Origin of the sequence: Luteimonas sp. J29 (genome assembly GCF_000472505.1) — a bacterium.
Classification (GTDB): Bacteria; Pseudomonadota; Gammaproteobacteria; order Xanthomonadales; family Xanthomonadaceae; genus Luteimonas.
In genome coordinates this window covers 583,943-607,653 of record NZ_AWZR01000001.1, presented here as the reverse complement: position 1 = coordinate 607,653, position 23,711 = coordinate 583,943, and the positions used below count along the sequence as shown (strand labels likewise).

The window sequence follows — 23,711 nt, the reverse complement described above, 5'->3', positions numbered from 1 at the left end:
GCCGGCCCGCCCGAAGGCACGACACCCTTGGCGACCACGCTGCTGTCCTCCGACCTTCCCGGACTCAACCTGCGCCACCGCGGCAAGGTGCGCGACGTGTACGACCTGGGCGACGACCGCCTGCTGATCGTCGCCACGGACCGGCTCAGCGCCTTCGACGTGGTGCTGCCCGACCCGATCCCGGGCAAGGGCGAGATGCTGTGCCAGATCAGCAACTTCTGGTTCGCGCACACCGCCGCGCTGATGCCCAACCACCTCACCGGCATCGACGTGGCCAGCGTGCTGCCCGAGGGCGTGGACCCGGCGCTGTACGCGCGCCGCTCGGTGGTGACGAAGAAGCTCAAGCCGGTGCCGATCGAGGCGATCGCGCGCGGCTACATCATCGGCAGCGGCTGGAAGGACTACCAGCGCACCGGCCGGGTCAGCGGCATCGCGCTGCCCGACGGCCTGCGCCAGGCCGAGAAGCTGCCCGAGCCGATCTTCACTCCCTCGACCAAGGCCGCGGTCGGCGACCACGACGAGAACATCGACTTCGATACCGCGGTCAAGCTGGCCGGTGCCGAACTGGCCGAGCAGGTGCGCGACGCCACCCTGCGCCTGTACAAGCACGCCGCCGCCCATGCCGCCGAGCGCGGGATCCTGCTGGCCGACACCAAGTTCGAGTTCGGCACCGACGCCGACGGCCGCCTGTACGTGATGGACGAGATGCTCACGCCCGACTCCTCGCGCTACTGGCCGGCCGACGAGTACGAGGTCGGCACCAGCCCGCCGAGCTACGACAAGCAGATCGTGCGCGACTACCTGGAGACGCTGGACTGGGACAAGACCCCGCCCGGCCCGCGCCTGCCGCCCGAGGTGATCGAACGCACCCGCGCCCGCTACGCCGAGGCGCTGCAGCGGCTGGCGGGGATCTCGATCGACTGAGGGTCCGCCGGCTGATCCCCGCGCTGCCCTGCGCTATCCTCGCCGCACCCGACGTGCACACCGGAGGACAGCCATGAACGCGACCGACCCGGCCTCCGACCGCCCCATCGACCACTGGTTCGCCAGCTATTCGGCCGACCACCGCAACGCGACCAACCAGCGCATCCACGTGGTCGCGGTGCCGCTGATCCTGTGGAGCGTGATCGCCCTGCTGTGGTGCATCCCGGTCCCCGCCGGCAGCGGGTTCCGTCAGGGCCTGTGGGCCGGCCTGACCTGCTTCGGGGCCTGGATGTTCTATTACCGCAGCTCGCGCGCGCTGGGCGTGGGCATGCTGGCGGTGTTCGTGGCCATGCTGTGGCTGACCTACTGGATCGAGCACCGCCAGGGCACGCGGTTCCTGCTGTGGCTGGCGGTGGCGGTGTTCGTGGTGGCGTGGATCGCGCAGTTCGTCGGCCACAGCAAGCTGTTCGAAGGGCGCAAGCCCAGCTTCTTCACCGACCTGCGCTACCTGCTGATCGGCCCGGCCTGGGTGCTGTCGAAGCTGTACCGCACGATGGGCTGGCGCTGGTGAGCGGGTGAGCGCCGGCGCCGGACTGGGCGCGCGCGACCTGTCGCTCGCGCTGCTGGTCTGCCTGTGCTGGGCGCTCAACTTCCTCACCTCGGCGCACGCGCTGCGCGAGATCCCGCCGTTCCTGTTCACCGCGCTGCGGATGGCGATCGTGGCGGTGGTGCTGGCGCCCCTGATGCGCGCGCCGCCGCGCTCGCAGTGGGCCGTGCTGGCGGCGATCGCGATGTCCACCGGCGTGCTGCACTTCGGCACCGCGTTCCTCGCGCTCCGGCTGGCCGGCGACCTGTCCTCGCCCGCGATCGTGACCCAGACCTACGTGCCGATGACGGTGCTGCTGGCCTGGTGGTGGCTGGGCGAACGCTTCGGCTGGCGCACCGCCCTGGCGGTGGCGGTGAGCTTCGCCGGCGTGCTGGTGCTGGGCTTGGACCCGATCGTGCTCGACAACCCGGCGTCGCTGCTGGTGATGCTCGGCTCGGCGCTCATGCTGGCGATCGGCACCGTGCTGCTGCGGCGCCTCGAGGGCGTGCGCATGGTCGACCAGCTCGGCTGGACCGCGGCGCTCAGCTTGCCGCCGCTGCTGGCGATCAGCGCGCTGGCCGAACCGGGCGGCTTCGCGGGGCTGCGTTCGGCGGGATGGGTCGGCTGGGGCGGCGTGGCGTACTCGGCGGCGTTCGCCTCGCTGCTGGGCCATGGCCTGCTGTACCGGCTGGTGCAGCGCCATCCGGTGGCCGAGGTGACGCCCTACCTGCTGCTCACGCCGGTGTTCGCGGTGGTGCTGGGGATCGCGTTCTGGGGCGACCGCCCGGGCCCGGCGCTGTGGATCGGCGGCGCGATGGTGCTGGGCGGGGTCCTGATGATCGCACTGCGGACGTTGCGGACGGCGCGGCCCCCGGTGGCGCTCACCCCGGAGGCGTGAGCATCGCCGCATCGGGCGCGAACGGGCGCGGCGCATAGCCGAAGTCGCACCGGGCCGGCCCCGCGTCGAACACCAGGTCCTCGCGCATCCGCGCCAGCGCCGCGTCGCCGAACCCGGCCGCCACGCCCAGCAGCCGCGCCGGCGCGAGCAGCGCGCGGAACAGCGGCGGCGGCAGCACCCACAGGCGCGGACGCCCGGGCAGCGCGGCCAGCGTGCGCGCCACCATCTCGTGGTACGGCAGGGTCTCGCCACCCGGGACGGCGTAGGCGCGGCCATGGGTGGCGGGCGTGTCGAGGCAGGCCATGGCCGCGTCCGCGAGGTCGTCCACGTGCACCGGCTGGCGCAGGCCCGCCGCATCGGCCGGCAGGGCGAAGCCGTGCAGGCGCCGGGCGAGCGCGGCGATCCGGGTCAGGGTCGCGTCGCGGCCGGCGCCGTAGACCAGGGTCGGCCGCAGCACGGTGGCGGGGATGCCGTGCTGCGCGGCGGTCGCGAACAGCAGCGCTTCGGCCTCGCGCAGGCGGCGCGCCAGGTCGCGCTCGCCGGCATCGGGCGAGTCCTGCTTGACCTCGACGCTGGTCGATCCGAACGCCAGCACGCGCCGGCAGGCGACGTCGCCGCGGGCGAAACGAGCCGCGAACGCGTCCAGCGGGCCGCAGCTGAGCACCAGGTCGACGTCCGTCGGCAGTTGGCCCGTCGCGAGATCGCCTCGCAGCCAGCGCACGCCGGCCAGCGGCGGCTGCGGGGACCGCGACAGCGCCTCCACCTGCCAGCCGGCCCCGATCAGCCGCACCAGCAGCGGACGCCCGATCTGGCCGCTGGCGCCCACCAGCAAGGCGCGGCCCCGCACCGGCGGGCGCCGCGGTGGCACTTGCGGCGCATCGCGTGGAGGGCTGGCCATCCGCCGAAGGATAACGTGGAGCCTCCGGGCCGCGGCGTCGGCTAAACTCGGGATCGCCGCGGCATGCGCAGCGGCAGCCCCCCGCAACGGACCCCTGATGCTGAAACTGCTCCTGGCCCTGCCATTCGCGGCGGCGCTGGCCATCGCGCTGGCGCCGGGCGCATCCCGACGGACCATCGCCTGGATGGCCGCCGCCGCGCCGCTGCTCGGCCTGGCGCTGCTGGCCGGACACACTCCGGGCGTGATGGACGGCCAGGTGCCGGGTTCGAGCCTGGACTGGCTGCCGCAGGCCGGACTGGCGCTGTCGCTGCGGCTGGACGGGCTGGCGTGGATGTTCGCCGGCCTGGTGCTCGGGATCGGTGCCCTGATCGTCCTCTACGCCTCCTACTACCTGTCGGAGGAGGACAGCGCCCGACGCTTCTTCGGCTACCTGATGCTGTTCATGGGCGCCATGCTGGGCGTGGTGCTGGCCGGCAACCTGCTGTTGATGGTGGTGTTCTGGGAACTCACCAGCATCAGTTCGTTCCTGCTGATCGGGTTCTGGAGCCACCGCCAGGACGCGCGCGAGGGCGCCCGCATGGCGCTGACCATCACCGGCATGGGCGGGCTTGCGCTGCTCGGCGGCGTCTTGCTGATCGGCCGCGTGGTCGGCAGCTACGAGCTCGACGTGGTGCTGGCCTCGGGCGACGCGATCCGGGCCAGTGCGCTGTACCCGGCGATCCTCGCCCTGGTGCTGGCCGGCGTGTTCACCAAGAGCGCGCAGTTCCCGCTGCACTTCTGGCTGCCGCAGGCGATGGCCGCGCCCACCCCGGTCTCGGCCTACCTGCATTCGGCGACCATGGTGAAGGCCGGCGTGTTCCTGCTCGCGCGGCTGCACCCGGCGCTGGCCGGCACCGACCTGTTCTTCTACGTGGTCTCGACGGTCGGCGCGATCACCCTGCTGGTCGGCGCCTGGTACGCGATCTTCCAGCACGACCTCAAGGGCCTGCTGGCCTACTCGACGATCTCGCACCTGGGCCTGATCACCCTCCTGTTCGGCCTGTCCACGCCGATGGCGGTCGTCGCCGGCGTGTTCCACATCCTCAACCACGCCACGTTCAAGGCCTCGCTGTTCATGGCCGCCGGCATCATCGACCACGAGTGCGGAACGCGCGACCTGCGCCGCATGGGCAACCTGCGCCGCTACATGCCGTGGACCGCGACGCTGGCGATCGTGGCCTCGCTGGCGATGGCCGGCATCCCGCTGCTCAACGGCTTCCTGTCCAAGGAGATGTTCTTCGCCGAGGCGCTGGAGGCCGGCGAGCAGAGCGGATTCCGCATCGCGATCAGCGTCGCGGCCCTGCTCTACGGCGTGTTCGGCGTGGCCTACAGCCTGCGCTTCGTGCACGACGCCTTCCTCGGCCGCGGGCCGCGCGCGTTGCCGGTCGAACCGCACGAACCGCCGGTATGGATGCAGGTCCCGGTGGCGATCCTGGTGGCGCTGTGCCTAGCGGTAGGGATACTGCCGGGGCTGGTGGTCGAGCCGACGCTCAAGACCGCGGTCGCAGGCGTGCTGGGGCCGGCCGCCCCGCGCTTCTCGCTCGCGGTCTGGCACGGCTGGAACCTGCCGCTGGCGATGAGCATCGGCGGCGTCGCCGGCGGCCTGCTGTTCTACTTCGCCCTGCGCCGCCTGTTCGCGCTGCACGACGCGATGCTGCGCACCTGGGGCCGGCACCTGTTCCAGGTCAACATCGAGAAACTGTTCAACGCCGCATGGCGCTACACAGCACGGGTCGCCGCCGGCGGCATCCGGCGCAGCCTGTTCTGGATGATCGTGGTGGTGCTGGTGGTGGCGGCCGCGCCCTACCTGGGCCAGGAGGCGGCGCTGCTGGCCGACCTGCCGCCGCCGCAGCCGATGCCGCCGCTGGGCTGGATCCTGTGGGCGGTGCTGGTGGCCTCGACCCTGGCCACGGTGGCCTGGCACGGCAAGCGCCTGACCGCGCTGATCGTGATCGGCGCCACCGGCCTGATGGTCAGCATCGCCTTCGCGATGCTCTCCGCCCCCGACCTCGCCCTGACCCAGCTGCTGGTGGAGATGGTGACCATCGCGCTGATGATGATGGCGCTCAACTACCTGCCCAAGCAGTCGAAGCAGGCGCGCACCCCGTTCCGGCGCTGGCGCGACGCGCTGATCTCGATCTTCGCCGGCGCCGGCATCGCCGGCCTGGCCTACGCGATGCTGGTGCGCGACCCGGACGGCTCGGTGTCGGCCGAGATGCTGGCGCGTTCGCTCCCCGAAGCCTACGGGGCCAACGTGGTCAACGTGATCCTGGTCGATTTCCGCGGCTTCGACACCTTCGGCGAGATCACCGTGTTCGCGGTGGCCGCGCTGGTGGTGCACGCGATGCTGCGCTGGGCGCGGCTGCGCCCGGACGAATTGATGCCGGGCCCGCCGGTGCAGCTGCCGATCCCCGCCGACCTGACCCAGCTGCTGTTCCCGCTGGCGATGACGGTCTCGATCTACCTGTTCCTGCGTGGCCACAACGCGCCGGGCGGTGGATTCATCGCGGGCCTGACCATCGCGGTGCCGGTGCTGATCAAGTACGTGCTCCAGGGCGCGCGCGCGGTCGAGCGGACCTTCGGATTCGACTACGTGCGCGGCATCTCCATCGGCCTGCTCCTGGCCGCCGCCGGCGGCCTGGGTTCGCTCGCGTTCGGCCTGCCTTTCCTGACCAGCGGGCACGTGGACCTGGAGTTGCCGGTGATCGGGCACCTGCCGCTGGCCAGCGCGCTCGTGTTCGACACGGGCGTGTACGTGGTGGTGTTCGCGGGCGCGCTGCTGATCCTGTCGACGATGGGAACGGTGCGGCGGCGCACGCTCGAGGCGGAGGAGGCAGGCTGATGGAGTTCGCGATGGCGAGCGCGATCGGGGTGCTGGTGGCGGCGGGCGTGTACCTGCTGCTGCGGGCGCGCACGTTCGACGTGATCCTCGGGCTGACCCTGCTCTCCTACGCCACCAACCTGCTGATCTTCGCCTCCGGCCGGCTGCTGGTGGGCAAGCCGCCGGTGCTGCGCGGGGCCGTGGCCGCCACCACCCGGCACTACGCCGACCCGCTGCCGCAGGCGCTGGTGCTGACCGCGATCGTGATCGCGTTCGCCATGACCGCCGTGGTGGTGGTGGTGGCGATGCGCAACCACGCCGACCTGCGCAGCGACCACGTCGACGGCCGCGAACCCGGCCAGCCGGTGCCGCCGGGCGATGCCGACGGCGAACAGGGGCCGCGCGCGTGACCAGGCACCTGGTGCTCGCGCCGATCCTGCTGCCGCTCGTCACCGGCGCGATCCTGCTGCTGCTCGAGCGCCGGCACTCGGTGCAGGTGCTGCGCGTGGGCGCCTGGGCCGGGCTGTCGCTGCTGCTGGCGGCCGTGGTGGCGCTGGTGGCGCGCGCGGACGGCGGCCAGGTCGAGGCCTACCTGCTCGGCGACTGGCCCTCGCGCCTGGGCATCGTGCTCATGCTCGACCGGCTCAGCGCCATGATGGTGCTGACCACCACCCTGCTGGCGGTGCCGGCGCTGATGTACGCCTGCGCGGGGTGGGACCGGCGCGCGCTGCACTTCCACGCCCTGTTCCAGATCCAGCTGGCCGGTCTCAACGGCGCATTCCTGACCGGCGACATCTTCAACCTGTTCGTGTTCTTCGAGGTGATGCTGATCGCCTCCTACGGCCTGCTGCTGTCGGGCGCGCGCGGCGAACGCGTCGCCGCCGGCATGCACTACGTGGTGTTCAACATCGCCGCCTCGACCCTGTTCCTGATCGCGCTCGGGCTGCTCTACGGCCTGCTGGGCACGCTCAACATGGTCGAGATCGCGCAGCGGATCGCGCAGGTGGACCCGGGCGACGTGGCCCTGTTGCGGGTGGCCCTGGGCCTGCTGGTCGTGGTGTTCTGCGCCAAGGCCGCGCTGCTGCCGATGTACCTGTGGCTGCCCGACGCCTACGCGCGCGCGCCGGCCGCGGTGGCCGCGCTGTTCGCGGTGATGACGAAGGTGGGCCTGTACGCGCTGCTGCGGATCGGCTCGCTCTGGTTCGCCGACGGGTCCGGGCCGCTGGAAGGGTTCGCCCGCGGCCCGCTGCTGGTCCTGGGAATGGCGACGATGGTGGTGGCGAGCCTGGGGGTGGTCGGTGCGCTGCGCCTGCGCATCGGCGCGGCCTACCTGGTGCTGATGTCGTCGGGGACCCTGTTCGTGGCCTTCGCGCTGGCCGCACCGGGCACGATCGCCGCCGGCCTGTACTACCTGCCGCACAGCTGCTTCGCGGCGGCGGCGATGTTCCTCATCGCGCACATCGTCCAGCGCGAGCGCGGCCGCCACGGCGACCGCGTGCTGCCGATCGCCCCGGCGCTGTCACGGCGCACCGCGACGCTGTACCTGGTGGCCGCGGTCGCGATGGTCGGGCTGCCGCCGCTGTCGGGCTTCGTCGGCAAGTTCCTGCTGCTGGCCGCGGTGCCGGATCCGGACACCGGTTGGGTGTACGCCACCGTGCTCGGCAGCAGCCTGCTGGCGCTGATCGGACTCAGCCGCACCGGGACCCGGCTGTTCTGGCGCGTCGGCGACGACCAGCCCGGCGACGACGAGCCCGCACCGCCGCCCGTGTCGGAGCCGGTGCCCAGGGCCGGCCGCCTCGAGATCGCGGCAACCATGCTGCTGCTGGGCTACGGGGTCGCGATGAGCCTGGCGCCCGGCCCGGTGCTGCGCTACACCACGGCCACGGCCGGGCAGCTGCAGGCCACCACCGACTACATCGAAGGGGTGCGCGGCACGGTCTCCGGGTCGCGCACGCCATGAGGAGACGGAGATGATCGCGCGCCTGTTCCCTTCGATCCCGCAGAGCATCACGGTCTTCGTGTTCTGGCTGCTGATGGCCGAGGACGCGAGCGCCGGCAACCTGCTCATGGCCGCGTTGCTCGCCGTGCTGATGCCGCAGCTGGCCGCGCGCCTGGAGCGGGAGTTCGCGCGCCTGGGCGAGGTCTGGCTGCTGGTGCCGCTGGGCCTGACCCTGCTGTGGGACATCGTGGTGGCCAACGTCACCGTCGCGCGCCAGGTGCTGGGACCGGAGTCGAAGCTGCACCCGGGCTTCATCTGGATCCCGCTGGAGCTGACCAACATCCACGGCATCTCGGCGCTGACCAGCGTCATTACCCTGACGCCCGGCACGCTGACCGCCGAACTGTCCGAGGACCGCACGCACCTGCTGGTCCACTGCCTGGACGTCAAGGATCCCCAGGCAATGGTCGACGAGATCAAGCGCCGCTACGAGGCGCCCCTGCGCAGGATATTCCCATGAGCGAGCTGATGGACCTGGTGATCGGCGCCTGCATGGTGGTGGTCGGCGCGGCGATGCTGCTGGCGCTGTGGCGGCTGGCGCGCGGGCCGACCGCGCCGGACCGCATCCTCGCGCTCGACACGCTCTACGTCGCCACGATCGCCGAGGCGGTGCTGCTCGGCATGCTCGACGAGACCGAGGTGTACTTCGAGATCGCGCTGATCATCGCCATGCTCGGGTTCTTCGGCACCGTGGTGCTGAGCAAGTACGTCATCCGCAGGGACATCGTGGAATGAGGCTGGCGATCGACATCGCGACCCTGCTGCTCCTGGTCACGGGCTGCTGCTTCGTGTTCCTGGGCAGCTTCGCGCTGGTGAAGCTGTCGAGCTTCTTCCACCGCATCCACGGGCCGACCAAGGCCAGCACCCTGGGCGTGGGCTGCATCCTCGCGGCCTCGGTGCTGCACCGCGCGATCCACGGCACCGGGCTGCACCCGCGCGAACTGTTGATCACCGTGTTCCTGTTCCTGACCGCGCCGGTCGCCGCGCACCTGATGTCGCGCGCGGCGCTGTCGCTGATGGAAGGCCGGCCGGAGGCGCCGTCGCGCCGCACCGAGCCCGAGGGCCACATCCGCGACGACGCCGACGAGCGCGCCGAGCAGGAGGCGCGCGAGCGCGCCGAGGGCCGGGACGACGGCTGATCGCCGCCGGCGTCAGGACATCGCCAGTTCCAGGCCCAGCCAGCCCAGGAACGCCAGCAGCAGCACTCCGCCCTCGGCGCGGCTGACCTCGAGGTCGCCGCGCAGCATCGGCAGCAGCAGCGCCGCGAGCGCCAGCGATGCCGGGAGCTCGACGTGCACGAACGACGCCGGCACGTGCACGTCGCGCACCAGCGCCATGCCGCCCACCACCAGCAGCAGGTTGACCAGGCTCGACCCGATCACGTGCCCGGCGACGAGGTCGCCCTGGCCGCGACGCGCGGCGGCGATGGCGGCCGCGACTTCCGGCAGCGCCGTGCCGATCGCCACCGGCAGCAAGCCCAGCACCAGCGCTTCCATGCCCAGCGCCGGTCCGAGCCCGAGCGCGCCGGCCACGACCCAGCGCGCGCCGAACCACAGCAGTGCCGCGGCGATCGCCAGCCGCAGCAGGTTCAGCGCCGGCGAGGTATGGGTGCGCGCGAACTCCTCGAGCGTTTCCCGGAGTTCGGCCTGGCGGCGTCCGAGGTGCCAGGAGACGCCCAGCACCACGGCGAAGGCCGCCACCAGCAGCGCCCCGTCGAGGCGGCTGAGCCGCCCGTCCTGCGCCAGCAGGATCGTGGCCACCGTGGCCAGCACCAGGCACAGCAGCAGCGCCGGCAGCGCCTTCCAGCGGACCAGCAGCGGCGCGCACAGCGCCGCCGCGCCCAGCGCGAGGCCGAAGTTGGCGATATTGCTGCCGACCGCGTTGCCGAGCGCGAGCGCCGGTTCGCCGAGGGCGATCGCGCGCAGGTTGACCGCCAGTTCGGGGATCGAGGTCGCGAACGCGACCAGCACCAGGCCGGTGGTGAACGGGCTGAGGCCCATGCGCCTGGACAGTCCCGACGCGGCCTTGACCAGGGAATCGCCGCCCAGGGCCAGCAGGATGATGCCCGCGATGAGCTGGATCAGTGCCATGGCCGCGTCCACCTCCCGGTCCGTGAAACGGCGCGATTATGCCGGAGCGGCCGGTCCGCTCAGGAGCAACCCTCCACGTAGTCGACCTGCGGCGGGATCCCGACCCGCCAGCCGACGACGCGCCCGTCCCCGTCCAGTTCCAGCACCAGCACGCCCTCGCCCTCCGCGGCGGACACCCGCAGCACCCGGCCCTGGGGGTCGTACTTGTGCGGCTGCTCGGCCACGCGGCCCGGGTACAGCGCGCGCACCTCGTCGGCGCTCATGCCGACGCGCGCGCCGCCCGGCGCCTCGATCGACGGGTCGGCCACGTCCACGCGCACGAACCGGTCGCCTTCGACCATGAACGCGATGCGGTAGCCCTCCGGGCCCATCGGTTGCGGGATCAGGTAATGGCAACCGCCCGGCTCGTCCGGCCGGGCGTCGCCCAGGTCCCCGCCCCAGGCCTGGCGCACGGCCTCGGCGCCGTCGCCGAAGCGGACCGGGCCGAAGCCGTCGAAGCGCAGGGCGCCTTCGGCGGGTCCGTCGACGCGCAGCGAGCCGGCGGGAGCGGCGGACGGCCGGGACGGCGAGGCGGGTTCGCCGGGTTCGGCCGGTGGGGTCGGTCCGGCGGGCGCCGGCGGTTGCGCGGCAGGCGGAGGCGCGGCAGGCGCGGTGGGCCCGCCGTCGCAACCGGCAAGCGCGGCGAAGGACAGGACCAGGACCGTGGCATGCAGGCGCATGGACACTCCGGGGGCAGCGGCGACGGCGCGATCATGTCACGCGCCGCGTGAGCGCGACGACCATGCCCGGTCGACGACCGGCGACCACCCCCGCCCGCGGGCGTGCGCCCGTCGACAACCCGTGGCCATTGTAGGAGCGGCTTCAGCCGCGACCGTCGTCGCCGGTCGTCGCAACGGCTGGCTCCGGTCGCGGCTGAAGCCGCTCCTGCAGGGACGGGAACCGTCAGGCCGGTGGTGTGAAGTGCTTGCGCAGGCCCGCCCAGCAGGCCTGGTAGTCGCGCTGGCGATGCCCGGCCTCGATCGCCTGCCGGGTCGGCTTGAGCACCAGCCGGGTCTCGAACATGAAGGCCATGGTGTCGGTGATGACGTCCGGCTTCGACAGGTCCGCGCTCGAGGCCTTCTCGAACGTCGCCGCGTCCGGGCCGTGGCCGGTCATGCAGTTGTGCAGCGAGCAGCCGCCGGGCGCGAAGCCCTCGGCCTTGGCGTCGTACACGCCGTGGACCAGGCCCATGAACTCGCTGGCGACGTTGCGGTGGAACCACGGCGGCCGGAAGGTGTCCTGCTGGACCAGCCAGCGCGGCGGGAAGATCGCCAGGTCCAGGTTGCCCACGCCGGGCGTGTCGGTCGGCGAGGTGAGCACGAGGAAGATGCTCGGGTCCGGGTGGTCGAAGCTGATCGAGCCGATGGTGTTGAAGCGGCGCAGGTCGTACTTGTACGGCGCGTAGTTGCCGTGCCAGCCGACCACGTCCAGCGGCGAGTGGTCGATCGGCGCGTGCCACAGCCGGCCGCCGAACTTGGCGATCAGCTCGAAGCTGCCCTCGACGTCCTCGTACGCGGCCACCGGGGAGAGGAAGTCGCGCGGGTTGGCCAGGCCGTTGGCGCCGATCGGGCCCAGGTCCGGCAACCGCAGCAGCGCGCCGTAGTTCTCGCACACGTAGCCGCGCGAGGGGCCGTCGGGCAGTTCGACCCGGAAGCGCACGCCGCGCGGCACCACCGCGATCTCCTGCGGCTCGACCTCGAGCACGCCCAGCTCGGTCGCGATCCGCAGCCGGCCCAGCTGCGGGACCACGAGCAGCTCGCCGTCGGCGCTGTAGAAGTAGCGGCCGCGCATCGTGGCGTTGGCCGCGTACAGGTGGATGCCCACGCCGGTGCGCGCGTCGCTGCCGCCGTTGCCGGCCATCGTGTAGAGGCCTTCGACGAAGTCGGTCGGCGCCTCCGGCAGCGGCAGCGGGTTCCAGCGCATCTGGTCGGGCGAGACCGGCACTTCGCCGAAGCGCTCGTGCAGGCGCGGCTGGGCGAACGGCTCGAAGCGGCCGTGCATGGCCGCCGGGCGGATCCGGTACAGCCAGCTGCGCCGGTTCTCCGCGCGCGGCGCGGTGAACGCGGTGCCGCTGAGCTGCTCCGCGTACAGGCCGTGCGCCACCCGCTGCGGCGAGTTGCGCCCGACCGGCAGGGTGCCCGGGATCGCCTCGGTCGCGAACTCGTTGCCGAAGCCCGACATGTAGTTGCTGTCCGCCATCGCCTGCCTCGCTCCGCCGATCCTGCCGCCCGCGGGCGCCGCGTCCTACAGGACGCCGCGCCGCATCTGGTCGCGCTCGATGCTCTCGAACAGGGCCTGGAAGTTGCCCTCGCCGAAGCCCTCGTTGCCCTTGCGCTGGATGATCTCGAAGAAGATCGGGCCGAGCGCGTTCTGGGTGAAGATCTGCAGCAGCTTGCGCTGCTTGGTCTCGGGGTCGGCGTCGATCAGGATCCGGTTGCGGCGCAGGCGCTCGAGGTCCTCGCCGTGGTTGGGGATCCGCTGGTCGACCACGTCGAAGTAGGTGTCGGGCGTGTCGAGGAACTCGATCCCCGCCTCGCGCATCTTCTCCACCGTCACGTAGATGTCGTTGGTGAAGCAGGCGATGTGCTGGATGCCCTCGCCGCGGTAGGCCTCGAGGTACTCGTTGATCTGGCTCTTGGGGTCGCTCGACTCGTTGAGCGGGATGCGCACCATGCCGTCGGGCGCGGTCATCGCCTTCGACAGCAGCCCGGTCTTGGCGCCCTTGATGTCGAAGTAGCGGATCTCGCGGAAATTGAACAGCCGCTCGTAGTAGTCCGCCCACTTCTCCATGTTGCCCGGGTAGAGGTTGTGGGTGAGGTGGTCGATGAAGGTCAGGCCGAAGCCCTCGGGCATCAGGTCGACGCCGGGGAGGATCTCGTAGTCCGGGTCGTGGATCGTGCCCTTGCTGTCGTAGCGGTCGACCAGGTACAGCATGCAGCCGCCGATGCCCTTGATCACCGGGGCCGCCACCGCCTTGGTCAGTTCGTCCTCGGGCGCGAACTCCTCGGCGCCGTTCTGCAGCACCTGCATCCGCACCCACTCGGCCAGCTTCCTGAAGCGGATCGCGAAGCCGCAGGCGCTCGGGCCGTGCTCGGCGGCGAAGCGCGCGGCGAAGGAGTCGGGGTCTTCGTTGATCAGGAACGTGCAGTCGCCCTGGCGGTAGGTGCTGATCGGCCGGGTCCGGTGGCGGGCGACCTGGACGAAGCCCATGCGCCGGAAATAGTCGTGGAGGTGGCCGGCCTGGCCTTCGGGGGCGGCGTACTCGACGAATTCGAACCCGTCGATCCCCATGGGGTTCTCGAACCGGGTGACCTGCATGCCGGCCTCGGGAGTGGCGACTGCCTGTGACTGCGCTGTCATGTGATACTCCTCACGGGGAAGGGGCGCGGCCGGGGGCCGCACTGGAACCCTATTCTATAGTTTCACGGGTAACCAACAGCAAGGTGCAGCGCATCATGTCCGACCCAGCCGTCCCACAGGAGCAGGAGCACGCGGTCCTCGATCTGGAGCGCTTCCTGCCGTACCGCCTGAGCGTGCTCTCCAACCGGGTGAGTACCGCCATCTCCAACGAGTACCGCCGCCGCTTCGGCCTGGCCATCACCGAGTGGCGGGTCATGGCCGTGCTCGGCCGCTACCCGGGCCTGTCGGCGCGCGAGGTCACCGAGCGCACGGCCATGGACAAGGTGGCGGTGAGCCGCGCCGTGGCCCGGTTGCTGGAGCGCGAGCTGATCCGGCGCGACATCCACGGCGACGACCGCCGCCGCTCGGTGCTCACCCTGTCCGAGTCGGGCTATTCGGTCTACGACGAGGTGGCGCCGATGACCCTGGCCTGCGAGCGCCGGCTGCTCGAACCGCTGTCGGAGGAAGAGCGCGAGACCCTGTCCCGGCTGATCGACAAGCTCGCCGGCGAGGGCATGGACTCGATGCTGCGGCACCTCTGACCGGGGCCGCGCCGGGGCGCCGCCGCCCGCGCGCGCCGCGCCCTGCCCCGGCGTCAGGCCGGCTTCGCGCCCGACGGATACTCCAGGCCGTGCGCCCGGGGTCCGGACTCCGAGCGCCACAGCAGCCACGAGAACAGCAGCCCGAGCGCCGCCAGCGCGGTGTAGAACCACATTCCCGGCGCGTACCCGGCGGGGTTGTCCGGACCGGCGGCGAACGCCGTGTTGAACCGCCCCACCGCCAGCGGCACCAGGGCGACCCCGACCTGCTGGCACAGGGTCATCATCGAGTAGGCCGAGCCCAGCCGGTTCTCGCGGACGATGTAGGCCACCGACGGCCACATCACCGCCGGGATCAGCGAGAACACCGCGCCCAGCAGCAGCATCACCACCAGCAGCGTGAGCGGGACCGCCGCGCCATCCGTGAATGGAAGCGCGATTTCCGGCCCGGGCGGCGCGTAGGTGACCAGCAGGAACAGCGGCAGCATCGCCAGCGAGCCGACCGCCATGAACAGCGAGCGCCGCCCCACCCGGTCCACCCACAGGCCGAACAGCGGCGTCACCACGATCGCCGCCACCGGCAACAGGCTGCTGAGCATCCCGGCGGTGTCGCGCGCCAGCCCGTGCGCCTGCTGGAAGTAGTCGATGGCGAAGGCGCGGAACGGGAACACCGTGGCGTAGAACACCACGCACAGGCCCACGATGTACCAGTACGAGGCGCTGAAGGCGTACAGGCCCTTGAGCGCCAGCTTGTCGGTGGATCCCGCCTGGCCGAGGTCGATGCGCCGCTCCAGCCGCGCCTCGGCCATCCAGTACAGCATGGCCGCGGCCACCGCCACCGCGGCGATGCCGGTGGCCAGCCACAGCGGGTCCTGCCAGTTGGCGTAAAGCCCGGAGGCGAACGAAGGCGACCAGTCGGCCGACGCCGAACCCAGGCGCGCGATCGACAGGTTGATGCCGAACGCGAACGACAGCTCCTTGCCCTTGAACCACTTCGCCAGCACCGCGGTCACGGCCACGATCAGCGGCTCGGCGCCGATCCCGAGCAGGAAGCGCCCGGCGACCATGGTCTCGAAGCGCGCCGTCGACGCCATCAGCGCCGACGCGGCCAGGCAGATGGCCGCGAACAGGAGGATCGAGCGCCGGGTGCCCCAGCGGTCGATCACGTAGCCGCCGGCCAGCAGCACCACGACCGCCGCGACGCTGTAGGCGCTGAAGACCATGCTGACCTGGTCGTAGGTGAAGCCTGCCTGCTCGCGCAGCAGGTCCACCACCGGGCCGAACGCGTCGTAGACGTAGTAGTTGCCGAACATGGCCACGCTGACCAGCAGCAGGGCGAGCCAGCGCTGGGCGGGCGAAGGACGCGGCAACGGGGGCGCGGCGTGGTGGGTCATCGGGAGCTGCCCGTGGCAGGGACGGCGCGACCGGCGCGCGTGCGCCGGCCGCCGCGGAGGCCGGCACCGCGCCCGCGGCGCCGGCGCGGCCGCCGCACCGGAACTACTTCACGCCATGCATCAGCTTCTGGATCAGCGGCGCGATCAGGAACAGCGCAAGGCCCGAGCCGACCAGCACCCAGAAACCGAAGGTGTAGCCGCCCAGCGCCGATTCCACGCTCATGCCCGACTCGCCGCTGACGTGGCTGGCGAAGATGCCGGAGAGGTTGTTGCCGATCGCGGTCGACAGGAACCAGCCACCCATGCCGAAGCCGACCAGGCGCACCGGCGCCAGCTTGGTCACCATCGACAGGCCGATCGGCGACAGGCACAGCTCGCCGATCGACTGGATCACGTAGACCATGAACAGGGTCCAGAACGGGATCTTCAGGCTCTGCGGATCGACCAGGCTGGTCAGCGCGAACATCAGCAGCAGGAACGCCAGGCCATTGAAGATGATGCCCAGGCCGAACTTGCGCGGGATGGAGGGATTCGCCTTGCCCATCTTCACCCAGATCCACGCGACCAGCGGGGCAAGCGTGATGATGGCCAGCGAGTTGACTGACTGGAACCAGCCCACCGGGAAGATCCAGCCGCCGAAGTCGCGGTCGACGATGTTCTGGGCCAGGAAGTTGAACGAGCTGCCGGCCTGCTCGAAGAAGCACCAGAACAGCACGTTGAACGCGAAGATGATCAGCATGGCGATGGCCATGTCGCGGCGCACGGGGCCATCCTTGAAGCCTTCGCGCAGGATCAGCACGCACAGGCCCACGAACAGCGCGCTCAGCAGCCACTGCAGCTGTCCGGCGTCGATCGCGAGCAGGACGTAGATCACCGGAATCGAGACCAGCGCGCCGAGCGCGGTGTACAGCACCCGCGCCTTGCCCTCGCCGCCGGCCGCCGGGCGGCCGATCCCCTTCAACTGGGCGCGGCCGAACCAGAACCACACCAGGCTGATCAGCATGCCGACGCCGGAGGCGATGAAGACCACCTTGTACGCGGGCATGTCGGGCGAGCCGCCGAACATGCGCTCGGCCAGCCAGCCTGTGAGGATCGGCGCGATGAAGGCGCCGGCATTGATGCCCATGTAGAACAGGGTGAAGCCGGAGTCGCGGCGGGCGTCGCCCGGAGCGTACAGATGGCCGACCATGGTCGAGATGTTCGGCTTGAACAGGCCGTTGCCGGCGATCACCGTGGCCAGGCCCAGCTTGAAGACGGTCTCGTTGGGCACGACGATCATGAACAGGCCGGCCGCCATGACCACCGCGCCCAGCAGGATCGAGCGCTGGTAGCCGATCACCTTGTCGGCGACGTAGCCGCCGAACAGCGCCGCTGCGTAGACCAGCGCCAGGTAGGCGCCGTAGAGCCTGCTGGCCGGGGCCTCGCCGGCGGCGTCGCCGTTGTAGAACTGGGCGACGATGTAGAGCGCCAGCGCCCAGCGCATGCCGTAGAAGGCGAAGCGCTCCCAGAACTCGGTCATGAACAGCATCCACAGCGGACGCGGATGGCCCATGACCTGGGGGAAGTCGGGGGATCCGGCCTCCGGGCGAGGCTGTTCCATGCCCGGACCTGCGGGCTCGACGCGGTTGGAATTCATGCGGTGGGACTCCCCCGGGACTGTCTGGTTGGGTGCGCGTGCGCGGGCGCCGCGACGGCGCCGGCCGCACGCGGATGGCTGGTTTCGGGCGCAACGTTAGCCCGTGACGGCCGGCTTGGGAACCCGACGCGGCCGCCGGAGGGCGTCTTCACGCCCCGCCCGGGCCGCCGGGGCCGCGGCCGCAGGGGCACGGGGCGGGCTACATGCGCCGTGCGGGCCAGAGGTACTCGCGGTCGTCGAAGCTGCGGCACCAGTGCGGCCGGTACACCACGACCAGCACCATCACGGTGCCGGCGAAGAACGCCTCGGCGAACATCAGCATCGGCGTGGCCGCCAGGTACGCGGCCGCGGAGCGCGCGCCCAGCCAGGCCTCGAGCCCCGCCTTGGCCAGCATCGAGGCGGCCATCGCCAGCGCCGCGCCGGCGAAGGCGTGGAGCATCACGTAGGTGAAGATGTTGCGCGGCAGCCAGGCGCGGGCCAGCCGCGAGGCCACCGCGCTCACCGCCACCGGCAGCGCCCCGGTGGCGAGGAAATCCATCGCCCAGCCGTGCCAGGCCGCGCCCATCAGCACGCCGGCGAGGCTGGACAGCACCATCACCCAGCACGCGCTGCCGGCGCCGAACATCAGCGTGGCGATGGTCGCGCCGAGGAAGTGCAGCATCACGCCCTGCAGCGCGGCGGTGTTGAACCAGCGCATCGCCGCCAGCGCCAGCGCGGCGACCACGAGCACGCGCAGCGCCTCGCGGTCGGCCCCGGCCACGTGCCGGCCCAGCGCCGGCGCCGCGCGCGCCAGCACCGCGGCGGCGGCCAGCCACGCCGGCCACGACGCCCACCCCGGCAGCGACGCGCCCACGCGGCGTCCCCGCGGGTCAGCGTCCCGGTCCGATGTGCGTGCGCACGTCGAACAGTTCCGGGAAGAACGTCAGTTCGAGAGCCTGCTTGAGGAAGCCCACGCCCGAGGATCCGCCGGTGCCGCGCTTGAAGCCGATGATCCGCATCACCGTACGCATGTGCCGGAAGCGCCACAGCTGGAACTGGGTCTCCAGGTCCACCAGGTCCTCGCACAGCGCGTACTCGCGCCAGTGGCGGTCGGTGTGCTCGTAGATCGAGACGAACACCGGCAGCAGCTCCTCGTCACGCACGTGCGGCCGGGTCCAGTCGCGCTCCAGGTGCCGCTTCGGAACCGCGTGGCCCCAGCGCGCAAGGTACATCAGGAACTCGTCGTACAGGCTGGGCGCGGCCAGCACCTCGCGCAGGCGCGCCTGCCCCTCCGGGTCGTGGGCGAACACCTTGAGCATCGCCGCGTTCTTGTTGCCCATCAGGAACTCGAGCGTGCGGTACTGCAGCGACTGGAACCCCGAGGAGGGCCCCAGCACCTCGCGGAACTCCATGTACTCCGACGGCGTGAGCGTCTCCAGCACCGACCACTGCTCGGTGAGCTGGCGCAGCACCTGCTTGCAGCGCGCGATCACCTTCTGGCAGCGCCAGACCTGGTCGCGGCGCAGGAACGCGACCGCGGCACCGAGTTCGTGGATCGCCAGCTTCAGCCACAGCTCCGAGACCTGGTGCTGGACGATGAACAGCATCTCGTCGTGGTGCGGCGGGTCGGAGCGCGGATGCTGGGCCGACAGCAGCCGGTCCAGGTGCAGGTAGCCGCCATAGGTGATCCGCCCCTCGAGGTCGGTGTGGATGCCCTCCTCGAGCGGCCGTTCGTTGTCTTCGATTCCCATCGCGCGAGGGTAACGCATCCGGCCCGTCCCGCGCCGCCACCGGCCGTGCGTGCGACCTGGCGGGGATCGGGCGGCGTCGGCCCCGCGGGGCGGGCGACGCGGCGCCACCGCGCACGCAATCGCGCGAAAACGGCATGCCGCCGCAAGCACATTGCGCCGCGCCGCGCATGACGCGGCGCGCAACGTTTCCTTACCCCGGAAACCTTATCATGCCCGGCCCGACGACGGACGGATGCGATCGATGCGCATAGCCGCGAGTTTCGAGATCGAATACCTGCAGTACCTGGCCCCGGACGGGACGCTCGCGGCCGACCTGCCGCCGCAGGCGCCGGCCGCGGACGAGGTCCTGGAACTGTTCCGCAGGATGCTGTTCCTGCGCACCTTCGACGGCAAGGCCGTCGCCCTGCAGCGCACAGGCAAGCTCGGCACCTACGCGCCCTGCCTCGGCCACGAGGCCACCCAGATCGGGATCGGCGCGATGATGCGCCCCGAGGACGTGCTCGCCCCGAGCTACCGCGAGTACGGCGCGCAGATCATGCGCGGCGTGCAGCTGCGCGAGATCCTGCTGTACTGGGGCGGCGACGAGCGCGGCAACGACTACCGGAACGAGCCCGCGCGCCACGACTTCCCGTGGGCGGTGCCGATCGCCACCCAGTGCCTGCACGCGGCCGGCGCCGCGCTCGCGTTCAAGCTGCGCGGCGAGAAGCGCGTCGCCGTCACCTGCTGCGGCGACGGCGGCAGCTCCAAGTCCGACACCTACGCCGCAATCAACGCCGCCGGTGCCTACGCCCTGCCCTTCGTCCAGTGCATCATCAACAACGGCTGGGCGATCTCGGTGCCGCGCAGCGCGCAGACCGGCGCACGGACCCTGGCGCAGAAGGGCCTGGCGGGCGGCCTGCACTGCCTGCAGGTGGACGGCAACGACCTGTTCGCGGTGCTCGAGGGCATGCGCCGGGCGATGGAGCGCGCGCGCGCCGGCGAGGGCGGCACGGTCATCGAGTTCCTCACCTATCGCCTCCACGACCACACCACCGCCGACGATGCGCGCCGTTACCGCGACGAGGCCGAGGTGAAGGACGCCTGGACCCGCGACCCGGTCGCGCGCCTGCGCACCTGGCTCACCGCGCAGGGGCTGTGGGACGAGGCCCGGGAGGAGGAATGGATCGCCGAGTGCACGCGCCAGGTCGATGCCGAGATCGACGCCTACCTGGGCACGAAGAGCCAGCCGCCCGAGGCGATGTTCGATTACCTGTACGCCGACCCGCCGCCCGACATCCTCGAGCAGCGGGCCCAGCTGCTGGCCCTGGAGGGACGCGCATGAAGGCGGTCGCGAAGCAGGACGCGGCGGGCGCCGGCGGAGCGCCGGCGGCGAAGGCGATCACCCTGATCGAGGCGATCACCCAGGCCCTGGCCTGGGAGATGCGCCACGACGACTCGGTGGTCGTGCTGGGCGAGGACGTGGGCGTGAACGGCGGCGTGTTCCGCGCCACTGCCGGGCTGCAGCAGCAGTTCGGCCCGATGCGCGTGCTCGACACGCCACTCGACGAAACCACCATCGCCGGCCTTACCGTGGGCATGGCGGCGATGGGCATGAAGCCGGTGGCCGAGGCGCAGTTCGACGGCTTCATCTACCCGATGCTCGACCACATCATCTGCCACGCGGTGCGCTTCCGCTACCGCACCCGGGGCCGGCTCACCTGCCCGATGGTGCTGCGCGTGCCCTGGGGCGGCGGCATCCGCGCGCCCGAGCACCACAGCGAGGCCAACGAGGCGATGTTCACCAACGTGCCCGGGCTGCGGGTGGTGATGCCGTCCTCGCCCGCGCGCGCCTACGGCATGCTGCTGGCGGCGATCCGCGAACCCGACCCGGTGATCTACTTCGAGCCCAAGCGCATCTACCGGCAGTACAAGGAAGTGGTGCCCGACGACGGCGAAGCGCTGCCGCTGGACGTGTGCTACGTGCTGCGCGACGGCAGCGACGTCACCCTGGTCACCTGGGGCGCGCAGGTGAAGGAGACGCTGGAGGCCGCCGAGCAGCTCGAGGCCGAAGGCATCAGCGCCGAGGTGATCGACGTCGCCACCCTCAAGCCGCTGGACTTCGCCACCATCGCCGAGTCGGTGGCCCGGACCGGCCGCTGCGTGATCGTGCACGAGGCGCCGAAGACCGCGGGCTTCGGCGCCGAGATCGCGGCGCGCCTGGCCAGCGAATCGATGTACGACCTGCTGGCGCCGGTCGAGCGCGTCACCGGCTACGATACCCACATGCCGCTGTTCCGGCTGGAGATGAAGTACATGCCGTCCACCGCGCGCATCGTGGAAGCGGCGAAGCGCACGCTGGCGGCCTCGTAGCGCCCGGCGCGTGCGATGCGCCGCGCGGGCGCATCGCCATCGCCCCCGTCCGCGCGGCCCCACCCCGATCCATCCAACCGACACTTCCGGCATCGACATGGGCAACAGGAACACCTTCCTCCTCCCCGACCTCGGCGAAGGCCTGCCCGACGCCACCATCGTCGAGTGGTACGTCAAGGTGGGCGACACGGTGCGCCTGGACGACAACCTGGTGTCGATGGAAACCGCCAAGGCCGTGGTCGACGTGCCCTCGCCGGTCTCCGGCAAGGTGCTCAGGCTCGGCGGCGGTCCCGGCGACGTGATCGCCACCGGCGCGATGCTGGCCGAGTTCGAGGTCGATCCCACGATGCCGCAGCGCGCCGAGGGCCAGGACACCGGCCACCACCACGGGGCGCGCCCGGCCGGCAAGGGCGTGGGCACGCAGGACCCCGCGCCGGACGACCGCGTGGTCGCCTCCAGCGAGGGCGGCGCGATCGAGGATGCGGGCGTGCCGCCGCCGGAACGGAAATCGGACGCCGGCGGCGAGCGCGCCGACAGCGGCACCGTGGTCGGCGCGATGCAGTCCTCCGACGCGGTGCAGAGCGACCGCCTGCTCTCGGTCGGCGGCGTCAGGGCGATGCCGGCGGTGCGCGCGCTGGCGCGCAAGCTGCGCGTGGACCTCAGCCGCGTGACCGGCACCGGTGCCGACGGCGTGGTGACGATGGCGGACGTGAAGCGGGCGGCGGCGGAAGGCACCGCGGCGGCAGGCCCGCACCCCAGCCCTCCCCCGCGGGCGGGGGAGGGAGCTGCCGACTTCCGCCAGTCTCCCGCTCCCCCTTCCCCGCCTGCAGGAGAGGGCCGGGGTGGGAGCACGCGCAACGCCGCGCAGCGCACCGCGCTCTCGGCCAGCGGCCGGCCGATGCGCACCCGACCGCCCTCGGTCAGCGCCAGCGGCCAGCCCGAGCAGCTCCGGGGCGTGCGCCGGAACATGGCGCGGGTCATGGCCGACGCGCACAGCAAGGTCGTGCCAACCACCCTGGTGGACGATGCCGACGTCCAGGCCTGGCACCCGGGCAATGACGTCACCGTGCGCCTGGTGCGCGCGATCTGCGCGGCCGCGGCCGCGGTGCCGGCGCTTAATGCCTGGTTCGACGGCGACACGCTCACCCGCACCCTGCACCCGCACGTGGACCTGGGCATCGCGGTCGACACCCCCGACGGCCTGTTCGTGCCCGCGCTGCGCAACGCCGACCTGCTCGACGCACGCGGGGTGCGCGCCGCGGTCGACCGCCTGCGCGCGCAGGTGGAGGACCGCAGCATCCCCGCCTCGGAGCTCACCGGCCACACCATCTCGCTGTCGAACTTCGGCATGTTCGCCGGCCGCTACGCCACTCCGGTGGTGGTGCCGCCGAGCGTGGCGATCGTCGCCGCCGGGCGCGCGCGCCACCAGGTCACGCCGGTCGTCGGCGGTTTCGAGTCGCGCAAGGTCATCCCGTTGTCGCTGACCTTCGACCACCGCGCCTGCACCGGCGGCGAGGCGGCGCGCTTCCTGCGCGCGATGCTCGACGACCTCGCCCTCCCCGACTGACCGCGACCACGCCCCGTGCACCGCAGCCGACTCGCAGGATTCATGATCGAGGTCCGCGACGGCACGCTGGAGGCGGCGGCGAGGTTCCGGGGCGGCGCACTCGGCCTGCCGGTGGTCGATCCCGACGAAGGCGGGCGCGGCCGCTACGCCGTGTTCGGCCCCGCGCCCGGCGGCCTGCACGCCGAGGTCCAGCGCGTCGACCATCCCCCGCGCGTGCACCTGGACATCGAGGCGGACGACGTGGAGGCCGAAGTCCGCCGTCTCGAAGTGCTGGGCGCGCGCAGGATCGAACACGTGCGCGCACGCCTGTGGGTGATGGAGGCCCCGAGCGGCCACCGCTTCTGCGTGGTCCCGATGCGCGAAGACGCACCCCGCGCCATGCCTTCCACCTGGCCCTGATCCAAGGAGGAACCCCCATGCCCCACCACAGCCGCCTTTGCGCCCTGGTCCTGGACTGCGAGGTCGAGGACCTCGGCCCGCACGTGGAGTTCTGGAGCAAGGCCCTGGGCAAGCGCGTCGAGCGCGCCGACGAGGACGGCGACGGCCGCTACGCCCGCCTGCAGACCGCGGACGACGAGCCGATCATCCTGCTGCAGAAGGTCTCGCACCCTTCGCGCGTGCACCTGGACATCGAGACCGACGACGTCGAGGCCGAAGTCAGGCGGCTGGAGACGCTCGGCGCGCGCCGGGTCCGGAACGTCCACACCTGGGTGGTGATGGAGGCGCCCAGCGGCCACCGCTTCTGCGTGGTCCGCCAGCAGCGCAAGCCGTTCGGCCCGCACCTCAACCGCTGGGACTGAGCC

At 71.7% G+C, this 23,711-nt stretch carries 24 protein-coding genes; 15 read left to right on the top strand and 9 right to left on the bottom strand.

Annotated features, from left to right (window positions below; all coding sequences use genetic code 11):
• Positions 1-27 precede the first annotated feature (27 nt).
• The 3 genes from LUTJ29_RS0102705 to LUTJ29_RS0102695 all read left to right on the top strand — a co-directional run bounded on the left by LUTJ29_RS0102705 (position 28) and on the right by LUTJ29_RS0102695 (position 2,408).
• Positions 28-924, top strand: coding sequence for a phosphoribosylaminoimidazolesuccinocarboxamide synthase (locus LUTJ29_RS0102705; RefSeq protein WP_027071199.1), 897 nt, complete (start codon positions 28-30; stop codon positions 922-924).
• Positions 925-997: 73 nt separating this feature from the next.
• Positions 998-1,495: an Mpo1-like protein gene (locus LUTJ29_RS0102700; protein ID WP_027071198.1), complete on the top strand. Its 498-nt coding sequence runs from the start codon at positions 998-1,000 to the stop codon at positions 1,493-1,495.
• A gap of 4 nt (positions 1,496-1,499) precedes the next feature.
• Positions 1,500-2,408, top strand: a complete 909-nt coding sequence (locus tag LUTJ29_RS0102695; protein ID WP_027071197.1) for a DMT family transporter — start codon at positions 1,500-1,502, stop codon at positions 2,406-2,408.
• Here LUTJ29_RS0102695 and LUTJ29_RS0102690 read toward each other — a convergent pair.
• Entirely contained in the window at positions 2,392-3,306 is a 915-nt protein-coding gene (locus tag LUTJ29_RS0102690; RefSeq protein ID WP_051322616.1) for an NAD-dependent epimerase/dehydratase family protein, read from the bottom strand. The genes LUTJ29_RS0102695 and LUTJ29_RS0102690 overlap by 17 nt on opposite strands.
• A gap of 97 nt (positions 3,307-3,403) precedes the next feature.
• Here LUTJ29_RS0102690 and LUTJ29_RS15885 point away from each other — a divergent pair, with 97 nt between their 5' ends.
• Genes LUTJ29_RS15885 through mnhG form a run of 6 tightly spaced genes read left to right on the top strand, consistent with a single transcriptional unit; the run spans position 3,404 to position 9,304 of the window.
• On the top strand, positions 3,404-6,187 hold the full coding sequence (locus LUTJ29_RS15885; RefSeq protein WP_051322615.1) for a monovalent cation/H+ antiporter subunit A: 2,784 nt from the start codon (positions 3,404-3,406) through the stop codon (positions 6,185-6,187).
• On the top strand, positions 6,187-6,576 hold the full coding sequence (locus LUTJ29_RS0102680) for a Na+/H+ antiporter subunit C (protein WP_027071196.1): 390 nt from the start codon (positions 6,187-6,189) through the stop codon (positions 6,574-6,576). The genes LUTJ29_RS15885 and LUTJ29_RS0102680 overlap by 1 nt, the downstream gene beginning before the upstream one ends.
• The gene (locus LUTJ29_RS0102675; RefSeq protein WP_027071195.1) at positions 6,573-8,126 is read left to right on the top strand and encodes a monovalent cation/H+ antiporter subunit D; all 1,554 of its coding nucleotides are present in this window, start codon (positions 6,573-6,575) and stop codon (positions 8,124-8,126) included. The genes LUTJ29_RS0102680 and LUTJ29_RS0102675 overlap by 4 nt, the downstream gene beginning before the upstream one ends.
• Before the next feature lie 10 nt (positions 8,127-8,136).
• Complete coding sequence (locus LUTJ29_RS0102670; protein WP_027071194.1) at positions 8,137-8,625, top strand: Na+/H+ antiporter subunit E; 489 nt, start codon at positions 8,137-8,139, stop codon at positions 8,623-8,625.
• Positions 8,622-8,900 carry a K+/H+ antiporter subunit F gene (locus tag LUTJ29_RS0102665; protein WP_043740064.1) on the top strand — a complete coding sequence of 93 codons (279 nt, stop codon included), beginning with the start codon at positions 8,622-8,624 and terminating at the stop codon, positions 8,898-8,900. Before LUTJ29_RS0102670 ends, LUTJ29_RS0102665 begins: the two co-directional genes overlap by 4 nt.
• Positions 8,897-9,304, top strand: coding sequence for a monovalent cation/H(+) antiporter subunit G (mnhG, locus tag LUTJ29_RS0102660; RefSeq protein ID WP_027071192.1), 408 nt, complete (start codon positions 8,897-8,899; stop codon positions 9,302-9,304). The genes LUTJ29_RS0102665 and mnhG overlap by 4 nt, the downstream gene beginning before the upstream one ends.
• 12 nt (positions 9,305-9,316) lie before the next feature.
• On the opposite strand, the gene LUTJ29_RS0102655 is transcribed toward mnhG, so the two are convergent.
• From LUTJ29_RS0102655 to hppD, 4 genes are all read right to left on the bottom strand, one after another.
• Positions 9,317-10,255 (bottom strand): sodium:calcium antiporter, encoded by a 939-nt coding sequence (locus tag LUTJ29_RS0102655; protein ID WP_027071191.1) that lies wholly within the window; start codon positions 10,253-10,255, stop codon positions 9,317-9,319.
• 59 nt (positions 10,256-10,314) lie between these two features.
• A complete protein-coding gene (locus tag LUTJ29_RS0102650; RefSeq protein ID WP_043740063.1) occupies positions 10,315-10,974 on the bottom strand; it encodes a hypothetical protein in 660 nt (219 codons plus the stop codon).
• Between the two features lie 223 nt (positions 10,975-11,197).
• On the bottom strand, positions 11,198-12,493 hold the full coding sequence (hmgA, locus tag LUTJ29_RS0102645) for a homogentisate 1,2-dioxygenase (RefSeq protein ID WP_027071189.1): 1,296 nt from the start codon (positions 12,491-12,493) through the stop codon (positions 11,198-11,200).
• 45 nt (positions 12,494-12,538) lie between these two features.
• Positions 12,539-13,654: a 4-hydroxyphenylpyruvate dioxygenase gene (gene hppD / locus LUTJ29_RS0102640; RefSeq protein ID WP_027071188.1), complete on the bottom strand. Its 1,116-nt coding sequence runs from the start codon at positions 13,652-13,654 to the stop codon at positions 12,539-12,541.
• A 95-nt stretch (positions 13,655-13,749) separates the two neighbouring features.
• On the opposite strand from hppD, the gene LUTJ29_RS0102635 reads away from it, so the two are divergent.
• On the top strand, positions 13,750-14,235 hold the full coding sequence (locus tag LUTJ29_RS0102635; protein WP_051322642.1) for a MarR family transcriptional regulator: 486 nt from the start codon (positions 13,750-13,752) through the stop codon (positions 14,233-14,235).
• 53 nt (positions 14,236-14,288) lie between these two features.
• On the opposite strand, the gene LUTJ29_RS0102630 is transcribed toward LUTJ29_RS0102635, so the two are convergent.
• The 4 genes from LUTJ29_RS0102630 to LUTJ29_RS0102615 form a co-directional block, all read right to left on the bottom strand.
• Complete coding sequence (locus LUTJ29_RS0102630; protein WP_043740061.1) at positions 14,289-15,626, bottom strand: MFS transporter; 1,338 nt, start codon at positions 15,624-15,626, stop codon at positions 14,289-14,291.
• Positions 15,627-15,729: 103 nt separating this feature from the next.
• Positions 15,730-17,226 carry an oligopeptide:H+ symporter gene (locus tag LUTJ29_RS0102625; RefSeq protein ID WP_027071185.1) on the bottom strand — a complete coding sequence of 499 codons (1,497 nt, stop codon included), beginning with the start codon at positions 17,224-17,226 and terminating at the stop codon, positions 15,730-15,732.
• 235 nt (positions 17,227-17,461) lie between these two features.
• Positions 17,462-18,115, bottom strand: a complete 654-nt coding sequence (locus LUTJ29_RS0102620; RefSeq protein ID WP_027071184.1) for an energy-coupling factor ABC transporter permease — start codon at positions 18,113-18,115, stop codon at positions 17,462-17,464.
• Between the two features lie 16 nt (positions 18,116-18,131).
• A complete protein-coding gene (locus LUTJ29_RS0102615) occupies positions 18,132-18,992 on the bottom strand; it encodes a tryptophan 2,3-dioxygenase family protein (protein WP_027071183.1) in 861 nt (286 codons plus the stop codon).
• Between the two features lie 241 nt (positions 18,993-19,233).
• Between LUTJ29_RS0102615 and pdhA the strand changes: the two genes are divergently transcribed.
• From pdhA to LUTJ29_RS0102590, 5 genes are all read left to right on the top strand, one after another.
• Positions 19,234-20,313: a pyruvate dehydrogenase (acetyl-transferring) E1 component subunit alpha gene (pdhA, locus tag LUTJ29_RS0102610; protein ID WP_027071182.1), complete on the top strand. Its 1,080-nt coding sequence runs from the start codon at positions 19,234-19,236 to the stop codon at positions 20,311-20,313.
• Positions 20,310-21,341 carry an alpha-ketoacid dehydrogenase subunit beta gene (locus LUTJ29_RS0102605; protein ID WP_051322614.1) on the top strand — a complete coding sequence of 344 codons (1,032 nt, stop codon included), beginning with the start codon at positions 20,310-20,312 and terminating at the stop codon, positions 21,339-21,341. Before pdhA ends, LUTJ29_RS0102605 begins: the two co-directional genes overlap by 4 nt.
• 97 nt (positions 21,342-21,438) lie before the next feature.
• Positions 21,439-22,908 carry a dihydrolipoamide acetyltransferase family protein gene (locus tag LUTJ29_RS0102600; RefSeq protein WP_027071180.1) on the top strand — a complete coding sequence of 490 codons (1,470 nt, stop codon included), beginning with the start codon at positions 21,439-21,441 and terminating at the stop codon, positions 22,906-22,908.
• Positions 22,909-22,950: 42 nt separating this feature from the next.
• Positions 22,951-23,307, top strand: a complete 357-nt coding sequence (locus LUTJ29_RS0102595) for a VOC family protein (protein ID WP_186441961.1) — start codon at positions 22,951-22,953, stop codon at positions 23,305-23,307.
• A gap of 17 nt (positions 23,308-23,324) precedes the next feature.
• Entirely contained in the window at positions 23,325-23,708 is a 384-nt protein-coding gene (locus LUTJ29_RS0102590) for a VOC family protein (protein WP_027071178.1), read from the top strand.
• Positions 23,709-23,711: the final 3 nt, after the last annotated feature.